Below are 15,595 nucleotides of genomic sequence, written 5' to 3' on the forward strand. Positions count from 1 at the left end.
TTTAATCCTATGGAACGAACAATTATTTGTAGATGTGAAGAGGTAGCACTAGAGGATATAGAAAATACCGCTCAAAAATATAATTGTTCAGCTCGAGAAGTCAAACTTAGAACAAGAGCTGGTATGGGGTATTGTGGAGGACGTACATGTCGTCCGGCTTTAGATGCAGTATTAGAAGAGGTAACAGGGGAAAAGCCTGGACATGATATTCCATTGAAAGTATCGCCACCTGTACGTCCACTTTCATTATCTGGGCTAAGGGGGAACGAAATAAATGAATAAAAATCGTATTATGGACCATCCTGTGCTAGAAAGCTTAGGGAATCCGAAAAAAATAACATTTACTTTTGATGGAAAAAAATACGAAGGTTTTGAGGGAGATACAATTGCATCTGCCTTATTAGCCAATGGTATTCGTAAACTTCGTGTTCAAGAAGCTACTGGAAATCCGCGTAGTATTTACTGTAATATCGGTCACTGCTTTGAGTGTCGAGTAGCAGTAAATGGAAAACAAGGATACCGTGCTTGTGTAACTCTAATTGAAGAAAACATGGCTGTAGATAGTGGGCAGGTATTGCCTCATCCATTACATCCAGATGTAGAAGATTTACCTAAAACTTACGCAGATTATGCAAAAAATTATAAAAAAGGGGGTAACCCGAATGCATGATGTTGTAATTATCGGAGCTGGTCCTGCTGGGTTATCAGCCGCGATTTCTTGCCGTGAATTAGATTTAGATGTGTTAGTTGTAGATGAGTTTCCAAAGCCTGGTGGAAGATTACTAGGTCAGCTTCATCAAGAGCCAAGTGGCGAGTGGTGGAATGGTATTTTGGAAACAAAGAAACTTGTAGATCGTGCTGCAGAGCTTGATACAAGAATTGAATGCGGTGTATCTGTACATCATATTGAAAAGACAGAAACTGGTTTCAATACACATACAAATCAAGGGATATTCCCTTCTGAAAATTTATTAATTGCAACAGGTGCAGCAGAATCACCAGCACCAATTCCAGGTTGGACACTACCAGGGGTTATGTCTATTGGTGCAGCACAAGTTATGACAAATGTTCATCGTGTGCGTGTAGGAAATAAAGGAATTGTAGCAGGAGTTAATGTGTTATCCGCAGCAATTGCTATCGAGCTTCAGTTAGCTGGTGTTGAGTTACATAGTATGGTACTTCCAGCGAAAAATGCAGTAAATAAACACCATGCGAATCCTAAAGCAGTAATGGAAGGGCTTGTTCGAGTAGCGCATTTAGCACCATCTCCATTCATTCGTTTTGGTAGTAAATTTGCAAATAATCCATTAGTTCGTGATATTGCTGTGAAGTTCTTTCCAAAAGGCGGCGTGAAGATGGGAGATATGCCTATCCATGTTCGTAAATCTATGATTCAAATTAATGGAACAGATAAAGTAGAATCTGTTACACTCGCGAATCTAACTACAGATGGAGAAGTAATTCCGGGCTCAGAGGAAATTGTAGAAGTAGATTTCGTATGTATTGCTGGTGGTCTATATCCACTTGCTGAATTAGCTGCTGTCATTGGTTGTCCATTCCAATATGTTGAGGAACTTGGTGGACATGTTCCTGTGCATAATGAACAAATGGAGACACCGGTGGATGGTTTATTCGTTGCAGGTAATATTACAGGAATTGAAAGTAGTAAAGTAGCTAAAGATCAAGGAACTTTAGCAGGAATCTCTATTGCTAACCGTAAGTATGGAAAAAATGCAGATCTCGAATTCAGCATCATCGAAGCGAAAAAACAAGTACATAGGACTCGTGACAATGCAAGTATCCAATTCCATCCTGGTATTAGAGAAGGTCGTCAACGCATTCATCAAACATACATTGCTCAAGAGCAAGCAAATAACTAATAGATCGGCTTTATTTATATTATATGTGCTATATAAACAAATGAAATAAGAATATATATGATGTACAAAGTACGCTTCTGTTATGAAAATGGAAGCGTCTTTTTTATATTTTATCTAAGATGGCTCTGACGTACAGGATGTACTAGTACATTATGCGCCTTTGATTTTGAAAAAGGAGGACTCAAATGGAGAAAAAGCAATATCATATGCCTATTTTGGAACAATTGTTGAAATATAGTAATAAGCACCCTGTTTCATTTCATGTTCCAGGTCATAAAAATGGAGTTGTTTTTCCAGAATATCTGAAGAAATTTTTCAATCCATTATTGAAAATTGACTTAACAGAGCTAACAGGACTTGATGATTTACATGCACCAAAAGGGATTATAAGAGAAGCAGAACAGCTCGCTTCAGAATATTTTCATGCGCTACAAACCTTTTTTCTTGTAGGAGGTAGCACAGTTGGAAATTTAGCAATGATTTTAGCCGCTTGTTCACGTGGAGATAAAATTATTGTTCAGCGCAATTGTCATAAATCTGTGATGAATGGCTTGGAGCTTGCAGGTGCTCAGCCAATATTTATTGCTCCTAATTATGATGAGCTATATCAGCGTCATACTTATCCATCTTTAGAAATTTTAAAGCAGGCAATTGACGAGCATCCAGAGGCAAAAGCTATTGTATTAACGTATCCAGATTATTTTGGAAGAGCATCTTCCCTACGTCAGATGATTGAATTGGCTCATCAGCATCAGATGGCTGTTTTAGTAGATGAGGCACATGGAGTGCATTTTTCTCTAGGAGCTCCTTTTCCGGAATCAGCGTTAGCACAAGGGGCAGATATTGTTGTACAATCAGCACATAAAATGGCACCAGCAATGACAATGGCTTCTTATCTACATGTGAATTCTGATCGAATTAAAAAGGAGAGAATTGCACATTTTTTGCAAATGCTTCAATCCAGCAGTCCTTCTTACCCTTTATTAGCTTCTTTAGATGTAGCTCGTTACTTTTTAGCCCATTTAACAAGTGAACAAATAGAGCTTATTTTAACCAGTGTAGATAAGCTACGTGAGACTTTAAGTGAATTAGCTGCTTGTACTGTTTTGCCAGTATTAGATCAGGATGACCCAACGAAAATCACATTACAAACAGAGAATGGAATCAGTGGATTTGCATTAGCAGAGTTATTAGAGCAGGAAGGAATTTATCCAGAATTAGCTACACATAATCAAGTTTTGCTTATTCATGGATTAGCGCCAATGGATGTGACTACTAATTTCAAAAAGTCTGTAAAAAGAATCAACGAAAAATTAAAAAATAGCCAAAATCATGATATAATAGATGTATCTAACCTGTTCCCAAAACGGATTCAATCACTGGCTCTATCCTATGAAGAAATGATTCAGTTGCCAACGAAGGAAATCCGGTTAGAAGAGGCAGTTGGTTTTGTAGCGGCGGAAGCAATTATTCCGTATCCACCAGGAATCCCTGTTGTTTTAAAAGGAGAAAAAATTACACATGAACATGTTCATGTTGTAAAAGAGTTCCTTGAACAGGGTGCGAAGATACAGCATCAACATATTGAACAAGGCATAAATGTATTTTTTCACGATAGAATATTTTAGTGAGATATAGCTAAAATATTCCAAATTGCAGCTTAAGAAACATCCTACTTCGATATCGGTGCAGATTTTATGAAGAAAGTCGATGAAGGAGTAATAAAGGCAATCAAATGTTATTATTGGATTGCCTTGCTAAGTTTTTGATCATAAAAGATATACATCATGTGTAGTAACAAAAGGGGAATAAGTGCTGTGAAGGGATATTTTATAACATTCGAGGGTGGAGAAGGTGCAGGTAAAACAACTACCATCCAGCTATTAGAGCAAAAGCTCAAACAAATGGGATATGATGTCCTAACAACACGAGAACCCGGGGGCATTGCGATTGCTGAGGAGATTAGAAAAGTAATTCTTAATCCAGCAAATACGGAAATGGATGCTAGGACAGAGGCATTGTTATATGCTGCAGCACGTCGCCAGCATCTCGTAGAAAAGGTTTATCCTGCGTTAAAACGAGGAAAGATAGTATTATGTGATCGATTTATTGATAGTAGCCTTGCTTATCAAGGTCATGCTCGTGGATTAGGCATGGATGAGGTCTTCTCCATCAATCAATTTGCTATCCAGGACTGTATGCCAGCATTAACATTGTTTTTTCAAATCGAACCAACAAAAGGCTTACAGCGAATCTCAGCAAATGAGGAGAGGGAAAAAAATCGTTTAGATTTAGAAAGCTTATCTTTCCATAAAAAGGTTTATGAGGGATATCTGATTCTTTTAGAGAAATTCCATGACCGTATTCAAGTAGTCAACGCTGATCAGACAATCGAACAGGTTGAGAAGGAAGCATTGCAACATATTGTTACACATATACAAAATAAATCATTTTAAGGAGGCATGGCTTATGAAGTTAATTATTGCCGTAGTACAAGACAAGGATTCAAACCGCCTAATCAATGCACTAAGTGGTGAAAACTTTAGAACGACAAAACTAGCGACAACTGGTGGTTTCCTGAGAGAAGGGAATACGACTTTAATGATTGGTTGTGAAAACGAGTATGTAGATGATGCATTAAAAATCATTAAAGATAACTGTTCACAGCGCGAACAAATGGTAGCACCAATTTCACCAATGGGTGGCAATGCAGATTCATATATTCCAAAGCCTGTTAAAGTAGAGGTTGGCGGAGCTACTGTCTTTATCTTACCAATCGAATCTTTCTTCCATTTTTAATTCGAAAGAAAAGCAGAGGATTGAAGTAATGAAAATATCAAATGATTTAAAACAAGTGCAATCCATTCAGCACACACGTGCAAATTCAGAGAGCAAAGTATCTTTTGATCACTTAGTTCAGTCCCAAACGCTTAAAATGAAACAACAAGAAATACAGCAGTTAATGGTTAAAATTACCGAGCAAGGAAATAAACTTGCTCGGTATCGTACGTTTCGTGAACTTGTGAAATTTAAAAAGCTTGTAAAAGGATTTTTAGAAGAAACAGTTTATCAAGGATATGATTTAGATAAAAATCATCATTTTAGTCTTGAGGGACATAGCCGACAATTAACACTTGTCAAAGAAATAGATGAAAAACTAGTTGAATTAACAGATGCACTGATGAATCAAGAAAAAAAGACAGTAGACTTATTAGGGTTAATAGGAGAGATTAAAGGGCTACTGATTAATTTATATATTTAGCATTACTCCAAATGGAGATGGAATGAATGTTAGGCGGGAAACAATTATGCAAACATGGTCAGAAATTGCAGAAGTACAAGCCCTAGCGAGTAGGCTGATTACTAACAGCATAAGAAAAGGTCGTGTTTCTCACGCGTATTTATTACAAGGTGAGCGAGGAACAGGGAAAGAGGCCATTGCCCTACTTCTAGCAAAGGTGCTATTTTGTCCAAATAAAACAGATATAGAGCCATGTCATACATGTAATACATGCCGAAGAATCGCATCGAGAAACCATCCTGATGTCCACTGGATTGAACCAGATGGGAGATCAATTAAAATAGAGCAAATTGAAAAATTGCAGAAAGAATTTACGTATACAGGATTAGAATCAAATCAGAAAATTTATATCATCCTTGGAGCAGATACTTTAACATTGAATGCGGCCAATCGTATATTGAAATTTTTGGAAGAACCAAGTCAAAAAACAACAGCAATTATGTTAACGGAAAATAGTCAATCTATTATTCCTACCATTCGTTCTCGATGCCAAATTATCGATTTAAAGCCACTGCAGCCGAGGAAGTTTGAGCAACGTCTAATCGAACAACATGAAGTATCAGAAACGAATGCAAAATTAATTAGTGCATTAACAAATAATTTAGACGAGGCACTTGCGTTAAATGAAGATGAGTGGTTTGCGCAAGCACGAAAATTAATGTTACAATTAATCAGTATATATGAATCAAGACCTTCAGATGTTTTTCTTTTTATCCATCAACATTGGATTACTCATTTTAAAGAGAGGAAAGAACAAGAGTTGGGATTTGATTTATTATTATTAGCATTTAAGGATATTCTTTATTTTCATACAGAAAAAGAAGAATCGATGGTCGTTTTTAGCCCAAGTAGTGAACAACTACAAAGAGCCGCTATTCATTTTTCGCCTGAAAAATTATTATCGGTTTTAAATAACCTTTTACAGGCTAAGCGTAAGTTAAAGCAAAATGTACATCCTACATTAGTTATGGAACAGCTTGCGCTTCAAATACAGGAGTGAAATGGAATGATTGAAGTAATTGGAATTCGCTTTAAGAAAGCGGGTAAAATATATTATTTTGATCCTGGCGAGCACAAAATTGAACCAGATAGCTACGTAATTGTGGAGACAGTGCGTGGTATTGAATTTGGGAAAGTTGTGATTGCAAATAAACGGGTCGAAGAGGAAGATATAACACTGCCTTTAAAGAAAGTGTTACGTATAGCAACAGATGAAGACAAAATGACTGTTGCAAAGAATCAAAAACAAGCAGAAGAAGCTTTTCGAACAGGCGTGGAAAAAATTCAAGCTCATGAATTAGAGATGAACCTAGTAGACGTTGATTATACACTTGATCGAAATAAGATTATTTTCTATTTTACAGCAGAAGGTCGTGTTGATTTTCGTAATCTAGTAAAAGATCTAGCAGCCATTTTTAAAACCCGTATTGAATTAAGACAAATCGGGGTTAGAGATGAGGCGAAGATGCTTGGTGGTATAGGACCTTGTGGAAGAATGTTATGTTGTTCTACATTCCTAGGTGATTTTGAACCAGTTTCTATAAAAATGGCAAAAGATCAGAATTTATCATTAAACCCAGCAAAAATCTCTGGATTATGTGGACGATTAATGTGTTGTCTAAAGTATGAAAATGATGATTATGAGGAAGCGAAGCGTGAACTTCCAGATATAGGAGAACCAATTTACACTCCTTATGGTTATGGAAAAGTCACAGCTCTTAATATTTTTGAAAAACTTGTACAAATTGAAGTTCCTGAAATCGATCGAATTGTTGAATATACAATAGATGAACTAATAGAAGAAGGCATTATTTTAGCAGAAGCCACGAAGTAACGGGGTGTAATGTCGTGAAAAATAGAGAGATTTTTGATCAAGTTTCGAATATGGAAAAGAGAATAGGCGAATTATATGAGCAGCTCGGTGACTTAAAAGATAAGCTGGGTGCATTATTAGAGGAAAACCATCGATTAGCAGTGGAGAATCATCACTTGCGAAAACGTTTAGAACTGACCGAAGAGGAAACGGATTCAGCTAACGATTCTGGACAGTCAACGGAAATACCTGGTGAGGGATATGATAATCTAGCAAGATTGTATGAGGAAGGTTTCCACATTTGTAATGTTCACTTTGGTAGCCCTAGAGAAAATGATTGTCTATTTTGTTTATCGTTTTTAAATAAAAAGAAGTGATTTTCTAATAAAACTATTCAAAAGATGTGAGAGCTGACATAGTTACCTAAAATCCTTTTGAATACACATAAATAAGCTGTTTTGTTGTCTGAATAAGAAGACAATAAAACAGCTTTCTTATCATATAAAACCAGGTTTACCATCAATTATGCTGAGAAAGGAAATAAATATGGTACAACTATTTGAAGATGAGCGATTGGATTTCTTAACGATAAAAGAAGAAATGAAAATCATTCAAAGTCCATCTGTGTTCTCTTATTCCCTTGATGCTGTTTTACTTGCACATTTTACATATGTTCCAATAAAACGAGGGAATATTTTAGATTTATGCTCCGGAAATGGAATCATTCCACTATTATTATCCGCACGAACAAATGCAAAAATTATTGGGGTAGAAATTCAATCACGCTTAGCCGATATGGCATTACGTAGTGTGAACTTAAATGAGCTAACCGAGCAAATTTCGATTATCGAAGGCGATTTAAAGGATATGAAAACCAAGCTCAAACAAAGCTCTTTTGATGTAGTGACATGTAATCCACCTTATTTTTTAACACCTGCAAAGACGGAACATAATAAAAATGATTATTTAACAATTGCTCGTCATGAAGTGAAATGTACTTTAGATGATGTTGTTAAAGCGTGCAAGCTTTATGTTCGTCCAGGAGGGAAAGTAGCGATGGTTCATCGTCCAGGGCGTTTGGTGGATATTTTAACCTTATTCCGTGCTTATAATATAGAGCCAAAACGATTGCAATTTGTTTACCCTAAAAAGGGCCGAGAAGCAAATATGATATTGATTGAAGGTATACGTGATGGGAAAGCTGATTTACATCTGTTACCACCACTTTATATTTATCAAGATGATGATTCATATACAGAAGAAGCGGAGAATATTTTGCATGGAAGATAACCATTTTATTTATATATTGGAATGCTGTGATCAGACCTTGTATACGGGATATACCAATGATTTAGAACATCGCTTGAAATTGCATACAGATGGAAAGGGTGCGAAATATACTCGTGGACGTGGTCCTTTTAAAATGGTGTATACAGAACGGCATCCAACAAAATCAGCTGCTTTGCAAAGAGAATATAAAATTAAAAAGTTATCGCGTAAGAAAAAACTTCAATTGATAAAGGAAAAACCGGCAGATTACTGTTAATAGAGGGTATTCGAAAAATACTGGCCTTTTTAAACACGAACTAATATAGGACTTCACTAAAGTAAATCAAAAGAAGAAGGGTTAAATAATGAAAACACAAAAAAGCTTTCAAAATGACTCATCTAGTACTATCTATGTCGTACCAACGCCAATTGGGAATTTAGAAGATATGACGTACCGAGCTATTCACACCTTAAAAACTGTAAACGTAATTGCTGCAGAGGATACAAGAAATACAAAAAAGTTATTAAATTACTTTGAAATAAAAACACCGTTATTAAGTTATCATGAGCATAATAAAGAAGCGCGAGAAACACAGCTTATTGATATGTTAGCAGAAGGAAAGTCAATTGCCCTTGTAAGTGACGCAGGGATGCCAGCAATTTCTGATCCAGGCTATGAATTAGTGAGAGCGGCGATTGAGGAGGATATTAATATTGTTGTTCTTCCAGGAGCAAATGCAGCATTATGTGCATTGGTTGGCTCAGGGTTGCCTACAGAAGAGTTTTTATTTTATGGATTTCTGCCAAGAAAGAATAAAGATAGAATCGCTGAATTAGAACGTTTAAAGACATTAAAAGCAACAATATTATTTTATGAATCTCCATATCGTTTAAAAGAAACATTAGCAGGTTTGCGGGATATTTTAGGCGATCGTGAGATGGTTGCAGCTCGTGAATTAACGAAGCGCTATGAGGAGTATGTACGCGGTACCATTAGTGAGGTGCTTGATTGGGCAGAGCAGCATGAAATCAAGGGAGAATTTTGCTTGGTTGTAAATGGGAATACACAAGAGGCTGAGGAATCAACAGACACACTTTGGTGGAGTCATTTATCTGTGAAGGAGCATGTTGATTACCATATTGAAAATGACAATATACGTAGTAAAGAAGCGATTAAACGAGTAGCAACAGATCGAAAAATTCCTTCAAGAGAAGTGTATGATATGTATCATTTAGGTAAATGAATGAAAAAAGACGATTTTGATAAAAAACCTAGCCGAGCTAAACCGAGAAAAAATGGAATTATCCGTTAATAATCAGTACAATAGGAATGAAGTCAACCATATTTGTATTTAAACTATCCATCCTATTCATTACTAAACTGGATTAGACAGAACAATAAATTTTACATACATAGCAAGTAGAAAGAGGAGATTACAGATGACAGAAGAAAAAAAGACCTATTATATTACCACACCAATTTATTATCCTAGTGGAAAGCTCCATATTGGACATGCATATTCAACAGTAGCTGGAGATGTTATGGCACGCTATAAGCGTATGCGTGGCTATGATGTGATGTATTTAACGGGAACGGATGAGCATGGTCAAAAGATTGAAAAGGCAGCAAAAGATGCTGGAGTATCTCCATTGGAATACGTTGATGATATTGTAGCGAACATAAAGGATCTATGGAAGAAGCTAAAAATCACGAATGATGATTTTATTCGTACAACTGAGGAAAGACATAAAGTGATTGTACAAAAAATCTTCTCTCAGCTTCTAGAGCAAGGAGATATTTATTTAGGTGAATATGAAGGATGGTATTCTGTTTCAGATGAAGAATTCTTTACTGAAACACAATTAGCAGAGGTTTACCGTGACGAGGATGGTAAAGTTATTGGTGGAAAAGCGCCAAGTGGTCATGAGGTAGAGTTGGTAAAAGAGGAATCTTATTTCTTTAGAATGAGTAAATACGCAGATCGCCTTGTAAAATATTATGAGGAAAACCCTACATTTATTTTGCCAGAAAGCCGTAAGAATGAAATGATTAATAACTTTATTAAGCCAGGCTTAGAAGATTTAGCTGTTTCTCGTACAACATTTGATTGGGGAATTCCAATTAAAGAAAATCCAAAGCATGTCATTTATGTATGGATTGATGCTTTGGCAAACTATATTACGGCATTAGGATATGGAACAGAAAATGATGAAAAATACCAGAAGTATTGGCCTGCTGATGCTCATTTAATGAGTAAAGAAATCGTTCGATTCCATACGATCTATTGGCCAATTATGTTGATGGCTTTGGACTTACCACTACCAAAACGAGTATTTGCACATGGATGGATATTAATGAAAGATGGGAAAATGTCCAAATCTAAAGGGAATATCATTGATCCAGTTGTGCTTGTTGATAATTATGGTTTGGACGCAGTACGCTATTACTTATTACGTGAAGTACCATTTGGTTCTGATGGGGTATTCACACCAGAAAGCTTCGTAGAACGCTTAAATTATGATTTAGCAAATGATTTAGGTAATTTATTAAATCGTACCGTAGCAATGGTAGATAAATATTTTGGTGGAGAAATCCCTGCTTATGTGAAAGGTGAAACACCATTAGAAGAAGAAGTAGAAGTCTTTGTAACAGAAACGATTAAAAAAGTGGAAGATGCAATGGAAGAAATGCAGTTCTCTGTTGCCTTAACAGCAATTTGGAAATTAATTAGCCGTACAAATAAATATATCGATGAAACAGAGCCTTGGGTATTGATTAAAGATGAGGCGAAAAAAGATCGCTTAGGAAATGTAATGGCACATTTAGCAGAGTCATTGCGGATTGCAGGCGTAATGCTGAGACCATTTATTACAGAAGCACCTGTTGAGATATTCAAGCAATTAGGTATACAAGATGAAGCATTGCAAGTTTGGGATAGTATCTATGAACAAGGAAAAATCGCTGCTGGAACCAAAGTAGAAAAAGGAAATCCAATTTTCCCTCGTCTTGACGTAAAAGAAGAAAGCGAAAAGATTAAGGAAATGATGCAGTCAACAGCTCCAAAGCAAGAAGAAGCTACCCCTGCAAAAGAAGGAAAAGCTGAAATTCAGTATGATGATTTTGCTAAGTTAGATTTACGTCTTGGAGAAGTTATTGAGGCAGAAAAAATGAAAAAGGCTGATAAATTACTGAAGCTACAAATTGATTTAGGTCATGAAAAACGCCAAATTATTTCGGGAATTGCAAAGCATTATAAGCCAGAAGAATTAGTTGGCAAGAAAGTTATTGTTGTAACAAACCTAAAACCAGTGAAATTACGTGGAGAGCTTTCAGAAGGAATGATTTTATCTGGAGAAGGCCCAGATGGTAAATTATCTTTAGCTACAGTAGATAATACCTTGCCAAATGGTTCTACTGTGGAGTAAAGAATAGTCATCCAACATTAGAGGAGCGTTTATTCATGTTATTTGATACACATATGCATTTAAATGCAAGACAATATACAGATGATCGTGAAGAGGTTATAGCACGGGCATTTTCTGCAGGAGTCACACATATGCTTGTTGTTGGCTTTGATCGTGAAACAATTCCACTTGCTATTGAAATTGCTGAGAAATATGACAATATTTATGCAGCTGTTGGTTGGCATCCTGTAGATGCTATTGATTGCACAGATGAAGATTTAGTATGGATAGAGGAACTCACTAAGCATCCAAAAGTAGTAGCACTTGGTGAGATGGGATTAGATTACTATTGGGATAAGTCACCAAAGGATGTACAAAAGGAAGTATTTCGTAAACAAATCCGTTTGGCAAAGAAATTAGACATGCCAATTATTATTCATAATCGTGAAGCAACAGAAGATATTGTAACCATTTTACAAGAGGAAGATGCTAAAGAGGTTGGTGGAATCATGCATTGCTACAGTGATTCTACTGCGTATATGAAGGACTGCCTAGATATGAATTTTTATATCGGATTAGGTGGACCAGTTACATTTAAAAATGCTAAAGAACCGAAACAAGTAGCTGTTGAAGTACCATTGGATCGCTTACTAATTGAAACAGACGCTCCTTATTTAGCGCCACACCCAAACCGCGGAAAACGCAATGAGCCTGCTTATGTAAAACTAGTGGCAGAACAAATTGCGGAGTTAAGAGGGCAATCATTAGCAGATATAGCTAAAGCAACAACAGAGAATGCTTTTCGAGTATTTCGGATTAAAAACATTTAAATGTCCCTTTGCTGTAGCTGTTTTTTGATAATTGTTAGCACATAATATGATAGATAATTAATGAAGCCAGGATCCTGTCCTAGGCTTCATTTTTTTGTCATTATATACCCCCATTCGATACATATTTTTCTATGAATTGTTACAAAGAGGTTAAATTTACGCCCTCCTGTAACGAAACTGTAAGAGTAACGTAACCGTAATAACTTTGATTTTGCATATACCTGTTTATATAATGTAAAACAGGATTAAGGGGGATATATGATGATTTCTATGATAAAAAACTTACCAACTCGGGTGAAAAAAGTAATTATCCCGGGTGTGAGCAGTGCAATTCTATTTGTATTAGTGGCATTCTTAATAGTCGAAACAATGTCTGTAGAGGTAGCAGTTGCGGAAAATGGTGAGAAAAAAGTCGTGAAAACACACGCAGATACAGTGAAAGAACTGTTTGAAGAATTAGGTATTCATGTAGATGAACATGATGTAGTCTCTTACGACCTAGATGCATCACTGACAGATGGAATGAATATTGATGTTATAGAAGCAAAGAAAATTATTGTGAATATCAATGGTGAAAAAGAAGAATATTTTACTACATTTGAAACAATGGAACAATTTATGGAGGAACAGAATCTAAAGTTTACAGAACATGACTATGTTTCTCTTACACCAGATGTAGAAATTGAAGAAGGTTTACGTTTAACTGTAAAAACTGCTTATCAAGTAGCTGTTGAAGATGCAGGAGAAGAAGCGGAAGTATGGACAACAGGTGGAACGGTTGAACAAATTCTAGAAGATAATGATATCGAGTTAAATGAATTTGATAAAACAGAACCTAGCTTAGATGAAGAAATTGACAATGGAGATGCTATCACTATCACTCGAGTAGAGAAAGAGCAAGAAGAAGCTGAGGAGCGTATTCCATTCCAAGTAGAGAAGAAGGAAGATTCTTCTTTACAACAAGGAACAGAACAAGTGGTTCAAGAAGGAACAGAAGGTAAGTTAGTTAAAACAATTGAAGTTACGTATGAAAATGGTGAAGAGACAAATCGTGAAGTAATTGGTGAAGAAGTAGTTGAAGAAAGTCAAAATAAAGTGATTGCTGTTGGTACAAAGAAACCAGAAGAGCCAAAACAAGCATCTACTTCTAATACAGCAAAAGTAGCACCAAAAGCATCTAACTCTACAAGTGCTAGCAGTTCATCAAACAACAGTAGTACTCCATCAGGTGGAAAAGAAATGACGGTTGAGGCTACAGCATATACAGCAGATTGTAATGGATGTTCTGGTATTTCTGCTACAGGAATTAATTTAAAAGAAAACCGTAATATGAAAGTTATTGCAGTAGATCCTAATGTTATTCCACTTGGCAAAAAAGTATGGGTGGAAGGATATGGAACAGCGATTGCAGGAGATACTGGAGGCGCGATTAAAGGAAATAAAATTGATTTGCATATGCCTTCAAAAGACGCTGCTTATAGCTTCGGTAGAAAATCGGTTAAAATTAAAGTATTAGATTAAAAATAATAAGTAAGCTTGGCTTACGATAGGATAAATGCTCTTATCATGATAATATGTCATGGTAAGAGCATTATTTTATCATGTTACATTTATTAGCTTTTAGATAGGAAAGAGGAACAGGTTTGAAAATTAAAGAAGTAATTGTTGTAGAAGGTAAAGATGATCGATCTAAAATCATTCAAGCAGTAGATGCAGATATTATTGAAACAAATGGATCTGCTATAAATAAAGAAATATTAGCGCAAATACAGCATGCTAAAGAAAAGCGTGGAGTGATTGTTTTCACAGATCCTGATTATCCAGGTCAAAGAATACGGCAAATCATTAATCAAGCTGTACCAGGCTGTAAACATGCATTTTTAACTGCGGATCAAGCGAGAGCAAAACATCCTCAAGGAAAGAGTATTGGGATCGAGCATGCTTCTATCACTGATATTCAGCAAGCATTACAGGCAGTGTATGAATTAGTTGACGGAGGAGAAGCTGTCGTAACCAAAGAGGATTTAATATCCTTTGGCCTGATTGGTGGTGCAAAAGCAAAAGAAAGACGAATGAAGCTAGGTGAAGCATTGCTGATTGGACATACGAATGGAAAGCAATTATTAAAACGATTAATGATGTTTCAAATAACAAAGGAAGAATTTGAACAGGCTATTTTAACGATTATCAAGGAGGAAAGTGATGACTAAAAATTACTTAGCTACTCCATCAAGAACGAAGGAATTATTGGCTAAACATAAATTTACATTTAAGAAAAGCTTAGGGCAAAATTTCTTAATCGATGTCAATATTTTACGTAATATTATTCAGCATGCAGGAATTGATAAAAATGCTGGTGTCATTGAAATTGGTCCAGGGTTTGGGGCGTTAACAGAACAATTAGCGATTCATGCAGATAAAGTAGTTGCTTTTGAAATTGATCAACGCTTATTACCTGTGTTAGCAGAAACATTAGCTCCATATGATAATATTTCAATTATTCATCAAGATATTTTAGAAGCGAATGTACGTGCCACAATAGAAGAACAATTTGTGGATCAAGAGCATGTGCATGTAGTAGCGAATTTACCATATTACATCACCACACCAATTTTAATGAAATTACTATCTGATAAATTACCAATTACTAATATGACGATCATGATTCAAAAAGAAGTAGCAGATCGTATGGCTGCTCAGCCGAATAGTAAAAGCTATGGTTCATTAACAATCGCTATTCAATATTACACAAAAGCAGAGGTTGTGATGAATGTTCCAAAGACAGTGTTTACCCCACAGCCAAATGTAGAATCTAGTGTACTAAAGCTAACACTACGTGATCAACCGCCTGTTGATGTACTTGATGAAGAATTTTTCTTTGAAGTGGTACGTGCATGTTTTACACATCGTCGAAAGACATTAAGAAATAATCTCCAGGCGCATTTTAAAGGAAAATTAGCAAAGGAAATAATTACAGAAGCAATATTGCAAACTAGAATAGATGCAGGTCGTCGCGGGGAATCCTTAACGATGGAAGAATTTGCTCAGCTTGCAAATGCATTTTATACTCGAATACAGTAAAGAATAATGGTATAAG

At 36.0% G+C, this 15,595-nt stretch carries 18 protein-coding genes; all 18 read left to right on the forward strand.

What is annotated here, in order from left to right; genetic code table 11:
• The first annotated feature begins 9 nt into the window (after positions 1-9).
• The 18 genes from AB4Y30_RS00160 (at position 10) to rsmA (ending at position 15,579) form a co-directional block, all read left to right on the forward strand.
• Complete coding sequence (locus tag AB4Y30_RS00160) at positions 10-282, forward strand: (2Fe-2S)-binding protein (protein ID WP_368653527.1); 273 nt, start codon at positions 10-12, stop codon at positions 280-282.
• Positions 275-670 (forward strand): (2Fe-2S)-binding protein, encoded by a 396-nt coding sequence (locus AB4Y30_RS00165; protein WP_368653528.1) that lies wholly within the window; start codon positions 275-277, stop codon positions 668-670. Before AB4Y30_RS00160 ends, AB4Y30_RS00165 begins: the two co-directional genes overlap by 8 nt.
• The gene (locus AB4Y30_RS00170; RefSeq protein WP_368653529.1) at positions 663-1,880 is read left to right on the forward strand and encodes an NAD(P)/FAD-dependent oxidoreductase; all 1,218 of its coding nucleotides are present in this window, start codon (positions 663-665) and stop codon (positions 1,878-1,880) included. Before AB4Y30_RS00165 ends, AB4Y30_RS00170 begins: the two co-directional genes overlap by 8 nt.
• Positions 1,881-2,065: 185 nt before the next feature.
• Entirely contained in the window at positions 2,066-3,508 is a 1,443-nt protein-coding gene (locus AB4Y30_RS00175; protein ID WP_368653530.1) for an aminotransferase class I/II-fold pyridoxal phosphate-dependent enzyme, read from the forward strand.
• Between the two features lie 189 nt (positions 3,509-3,697).
• Positions 3,698-4,336, forward strand: a complete 639-nt coding sequence (tmk, locus tag AB4Y30_RS00180) for a dTMP kinase (protein WP_368653531.1) — start codon at positions 3,698-3,700, stop codon at positions 4,334-4,336.
• Positions 4,337-4,349: 13 nt separating this feature from the next.
• On the forward strand, positions 4,350-4,679 hold the full coding sequence (locus tag AB4Y30_RS00185; protein WP_368653532.1) for a cyclic-di-AMP receptor: 330 nt from the start codon (positions 4,350-4,352) through the stop codon (positions 4,677-4,679).
• Between the two features lie 28 nt (positions 4,680-4,707).
• On the forward strand, positions 4,708-5,142 hold the full coding sequence (locus tag AB4Y30_RS00190) for a YaaR family protein (protein WP_368653533.1): 435 nt from the start codon (positions 4,708-4,710) through the stop codon (positions 5,140-5,142).
• 46 nt (positions 5,143-5,188) lie between these two features.
• Entirely contained in the window at positions 5,189-6,181 is a 993-nt protein-coding gene (gene holB / locus AB4Y30_RS00195; RefSeq protein WP_368653534.1) for a DNA polymerase III subunit delta', read from the forward strand.
• Between the two features lie 6 nt (positions 6,182-6,187).
• Positions 6,188-7,015, forward strand: a complete 828-nt coding sequence (locus AB4Y30_RS00200; protein WP_368653535.1) for a stage 0 sporulation family protein — start codon at positions 6,188-6,190, stop codon at positions 7,013-7,015.
• A gap of 14 nt (positions 7,016-7,029) precedes the next feature.
• Complete coding sequence (gene yabA / locus AB4Y30_RS00205; RefSeq protein ID WP_368653536.1) at positions 7,030-7,371, forward strand: DNA replication initiation control protein YabA; 342 nt, start codon at positions 7,030-7,032, stop codon at positions 7,369-7,371.
• Positions 7,372-7,540: 169 nt separating this feature from the next.
• The gene (locus AB4Y30_RS00210; protein WP_368653537.1) at positions 7,541-8,284 is read left to right on the forward strand and encodes a tRNA1(Val) (adenine(37)-N6)-methyltransferase; all 744 of its coding nucleotides are present in this window, start codon (positions 7,541-7,543) and stop codon (positions 8,282-8,284) included.
• On the forward strand, positions 8,274-8,540 hold the full coding sequence (locus AB4Y30_RS00215; protein WP_368653538.1) for a GIY-YIG nuclease family protein: 267 nt from the start codon (positions 8,274-8,276) through the stop codon (positions 8,538-8,540). The genes AB4Y30_RS00210 and AB4Y30_RS00215 overlap by 11 nt, the downstream gene beginning before the upstream one ends.
• Before the next feature lie 88 nt (positions 8,541-8,628).
• Positions 8,629-9,507: a 16S rRNA (cytidine(1402)-2'-O)-methyltransferase gene (rsmI, locus tag AB4Y30_RS00220; RefSeq protein WP_368653539.1), complete on the forward strand. Its 879-nt coding sequence runs from the start codon at positions 8,629-8,631 to the stop codon at positions 9,505-9,507.
• Positions 9,508-9,703: 196 nt separating this feature from the next.
• Entirely contained in the window at positions 9,704-11,689 is a 1,986-nt protein-coding gene (metG, locus tag AB4Y30_RS00225) for a methionine--tRNA ligase (protein ID WP_368653540.1), read from the forward strand.
• Positions 11,690-11,724: 35 nt separating this feature from the next.
• Positions 11,725-12,498 (forward strand): TatD family hydrolase, encoded by a 774-nt coding sequence (locus AB4Y30_RS00230; RefSeq protein WP_368653541.1) that lies wholly within the window; start codon positions 11,725-11,727, stop codon positions 12,496-12,498.
• Between the two features lie 261 nt (positions 12,499-12,759).
• On the forward strand, positions 12,760-14,019 hold the full coding sequence (locus AB4Y30_RS00235) for a ubiquitin-like domain-containing protein (protein WP_368653542.1): 1,260 nt from the start codon (positions 12,760-12,762) through the stop codon (positions 14,017-14,019).
• A 122-nt stretch (positions 14,020-14,141) separates the two neighbouring features.
• A complete protein-coding gene (rnmV, locus tag AB4Y30_RS00240; RefSeq protein WP_368653543.1) occupies positions 14,142-14,708 on the forward strand; it encodes a ribonuclease M5 in 567 nt (188 codons plus the stop codon).
• Positions 14,701-15,579 (forward strand): 16S rRNA (adenine(1518)-N(6)/adenine(1519)-N(6))-dimethyltransferase RsmA, encoded by an 879-nt coding sequence (gene rsmA / locus AB4Y30_RS00245; protein ID WP_368653544.1) that lies wholly within the window; start codon positions 14,701-14,703, stop codon positions 15,577-15,579. The genes rnmV and rsmA overlap by 8 nt, the downstream gene beginning before the upstream one ends.
• Positions 15,580-15,595 lie beyond the last annotated feature (16 nt).

Source organism: Ornithinibacillus sp. 4-3 (assembly GCF_040958695.1).
Classification (GTDB): Bacteria; Bacillota; Bacilli; order Bacillales; family Amphibacillaceae; genus CALAMD01.

What these genes read in the sequence shown, in the direction of transcription:
- AB4Y30_RS00160 (WP_368653527.1), top strand. Translation starts at nt 10, where the DNA reads ATGGAACGAACAATTATTTGTAGATGTGAAGAGGTAGCACTAGAGGAT.
- AB4Y30_RS00165 (WP_368653528.1), top strand. Translation starts at nt 275, where the DNA reads ATGAATAAAAATCGTATTATGGACCATCCTGTGCTAGAAAGCTTAGGG.
- AB4Y30_RS00170 (WP_368653529.1), top strand. Translation starts at nt 663, where the DNA reads ATGCATGATGTTGTAATTATCGGAGCTGGTCCTGCTGGGTTATCAGCC.
- AB4Y30_RS00175 (WP_368653530.1), top strand. Translation starts at nt 2,066, where the DNA reads ATGGAGAAAAAGCAATATCATATGCCTATTTTGGAACAATTGTTGAAA.
- AB4Y30_RS00185 (WP_368653532.1), top strand. Translation starts at nt 4,350, where the DNA reads ATGAAGTTAATTATTGCCGTAGTACAAGACAAGGATTCAAACCGCCTA.
- AB4Y30_RS00190 (WP_368653533.1), top strand. Translation starts at nt 4,708, where the DNA reads ATGAAAATATCAAATGATTTAAAACAAGTGCAATCCATTCAGCACACA.
- holB (WP_368653534.1), top strand. Translation starts at nt 5,189, where the DNA reads ATGCAAACATGGTCAGAAATTGCAGAAGTACAAGCCCTAGCGAGTAGG.
- AB4Y30_RS00200 (WP_368653535.1), top strand. Translation starts at nt 6,188, where the DNA reads ATGATTGAAGTAATTGGAATTCGCTTTAAGAAAGCGGGTAAAATATAT.
- AB4Y30_RS00210 (WP_368653537.1), top strand. Translation starts at nt 7,541, where the DNA reads ATGGTACAACTATTTGAAGATGAGCGATTGGATTTCTTAACGATAAAA.
- AB4Y30_RS00215 (WP_368653538.1), top strand. Translation starts at nt 8,274, where the DNA reads ATGGAAGATAACCATTTTATTTATATATTGGAATGCTGTGATCAGACC.
- rsmI (WP_368653539.1), top strand. Translation starts at nt 8,629, where the DNA reads ATGAAAACACAAAAAAGCTTTCAAAATGACTCATCTAGTACTATCTAT.
- metG (WP_368653540.1), top strand. Translation starts at nt 9,704, where the DNA reads ATGACAGAAGAAAAAAAGACCTATTATATTACCACACCAATTTATTAT.
- AB4Y30_RS00230 (WP_368653541.1), top strand. Translation starts at nt 11,725, where the DNA reads ATGTTATTTGATACACATATGCATTTAAATGCAAGACAATATACAGAT.
- AB4Y30_RS00235 (WP_368653542.1), top strand. Translation starts at nt 12,760, where the DNA reads ATGATTTCTATGATAAAAAACTTACCAACTCGGGTGAAAAAAGTAATT.
- rsmA (WP_368653544.1), top strand. Translation starts at nt 14,701, where the DNA reads ATGACTAAAAATTACTTAGCTACTCCATCAAGAACGAAGGAATTATTG.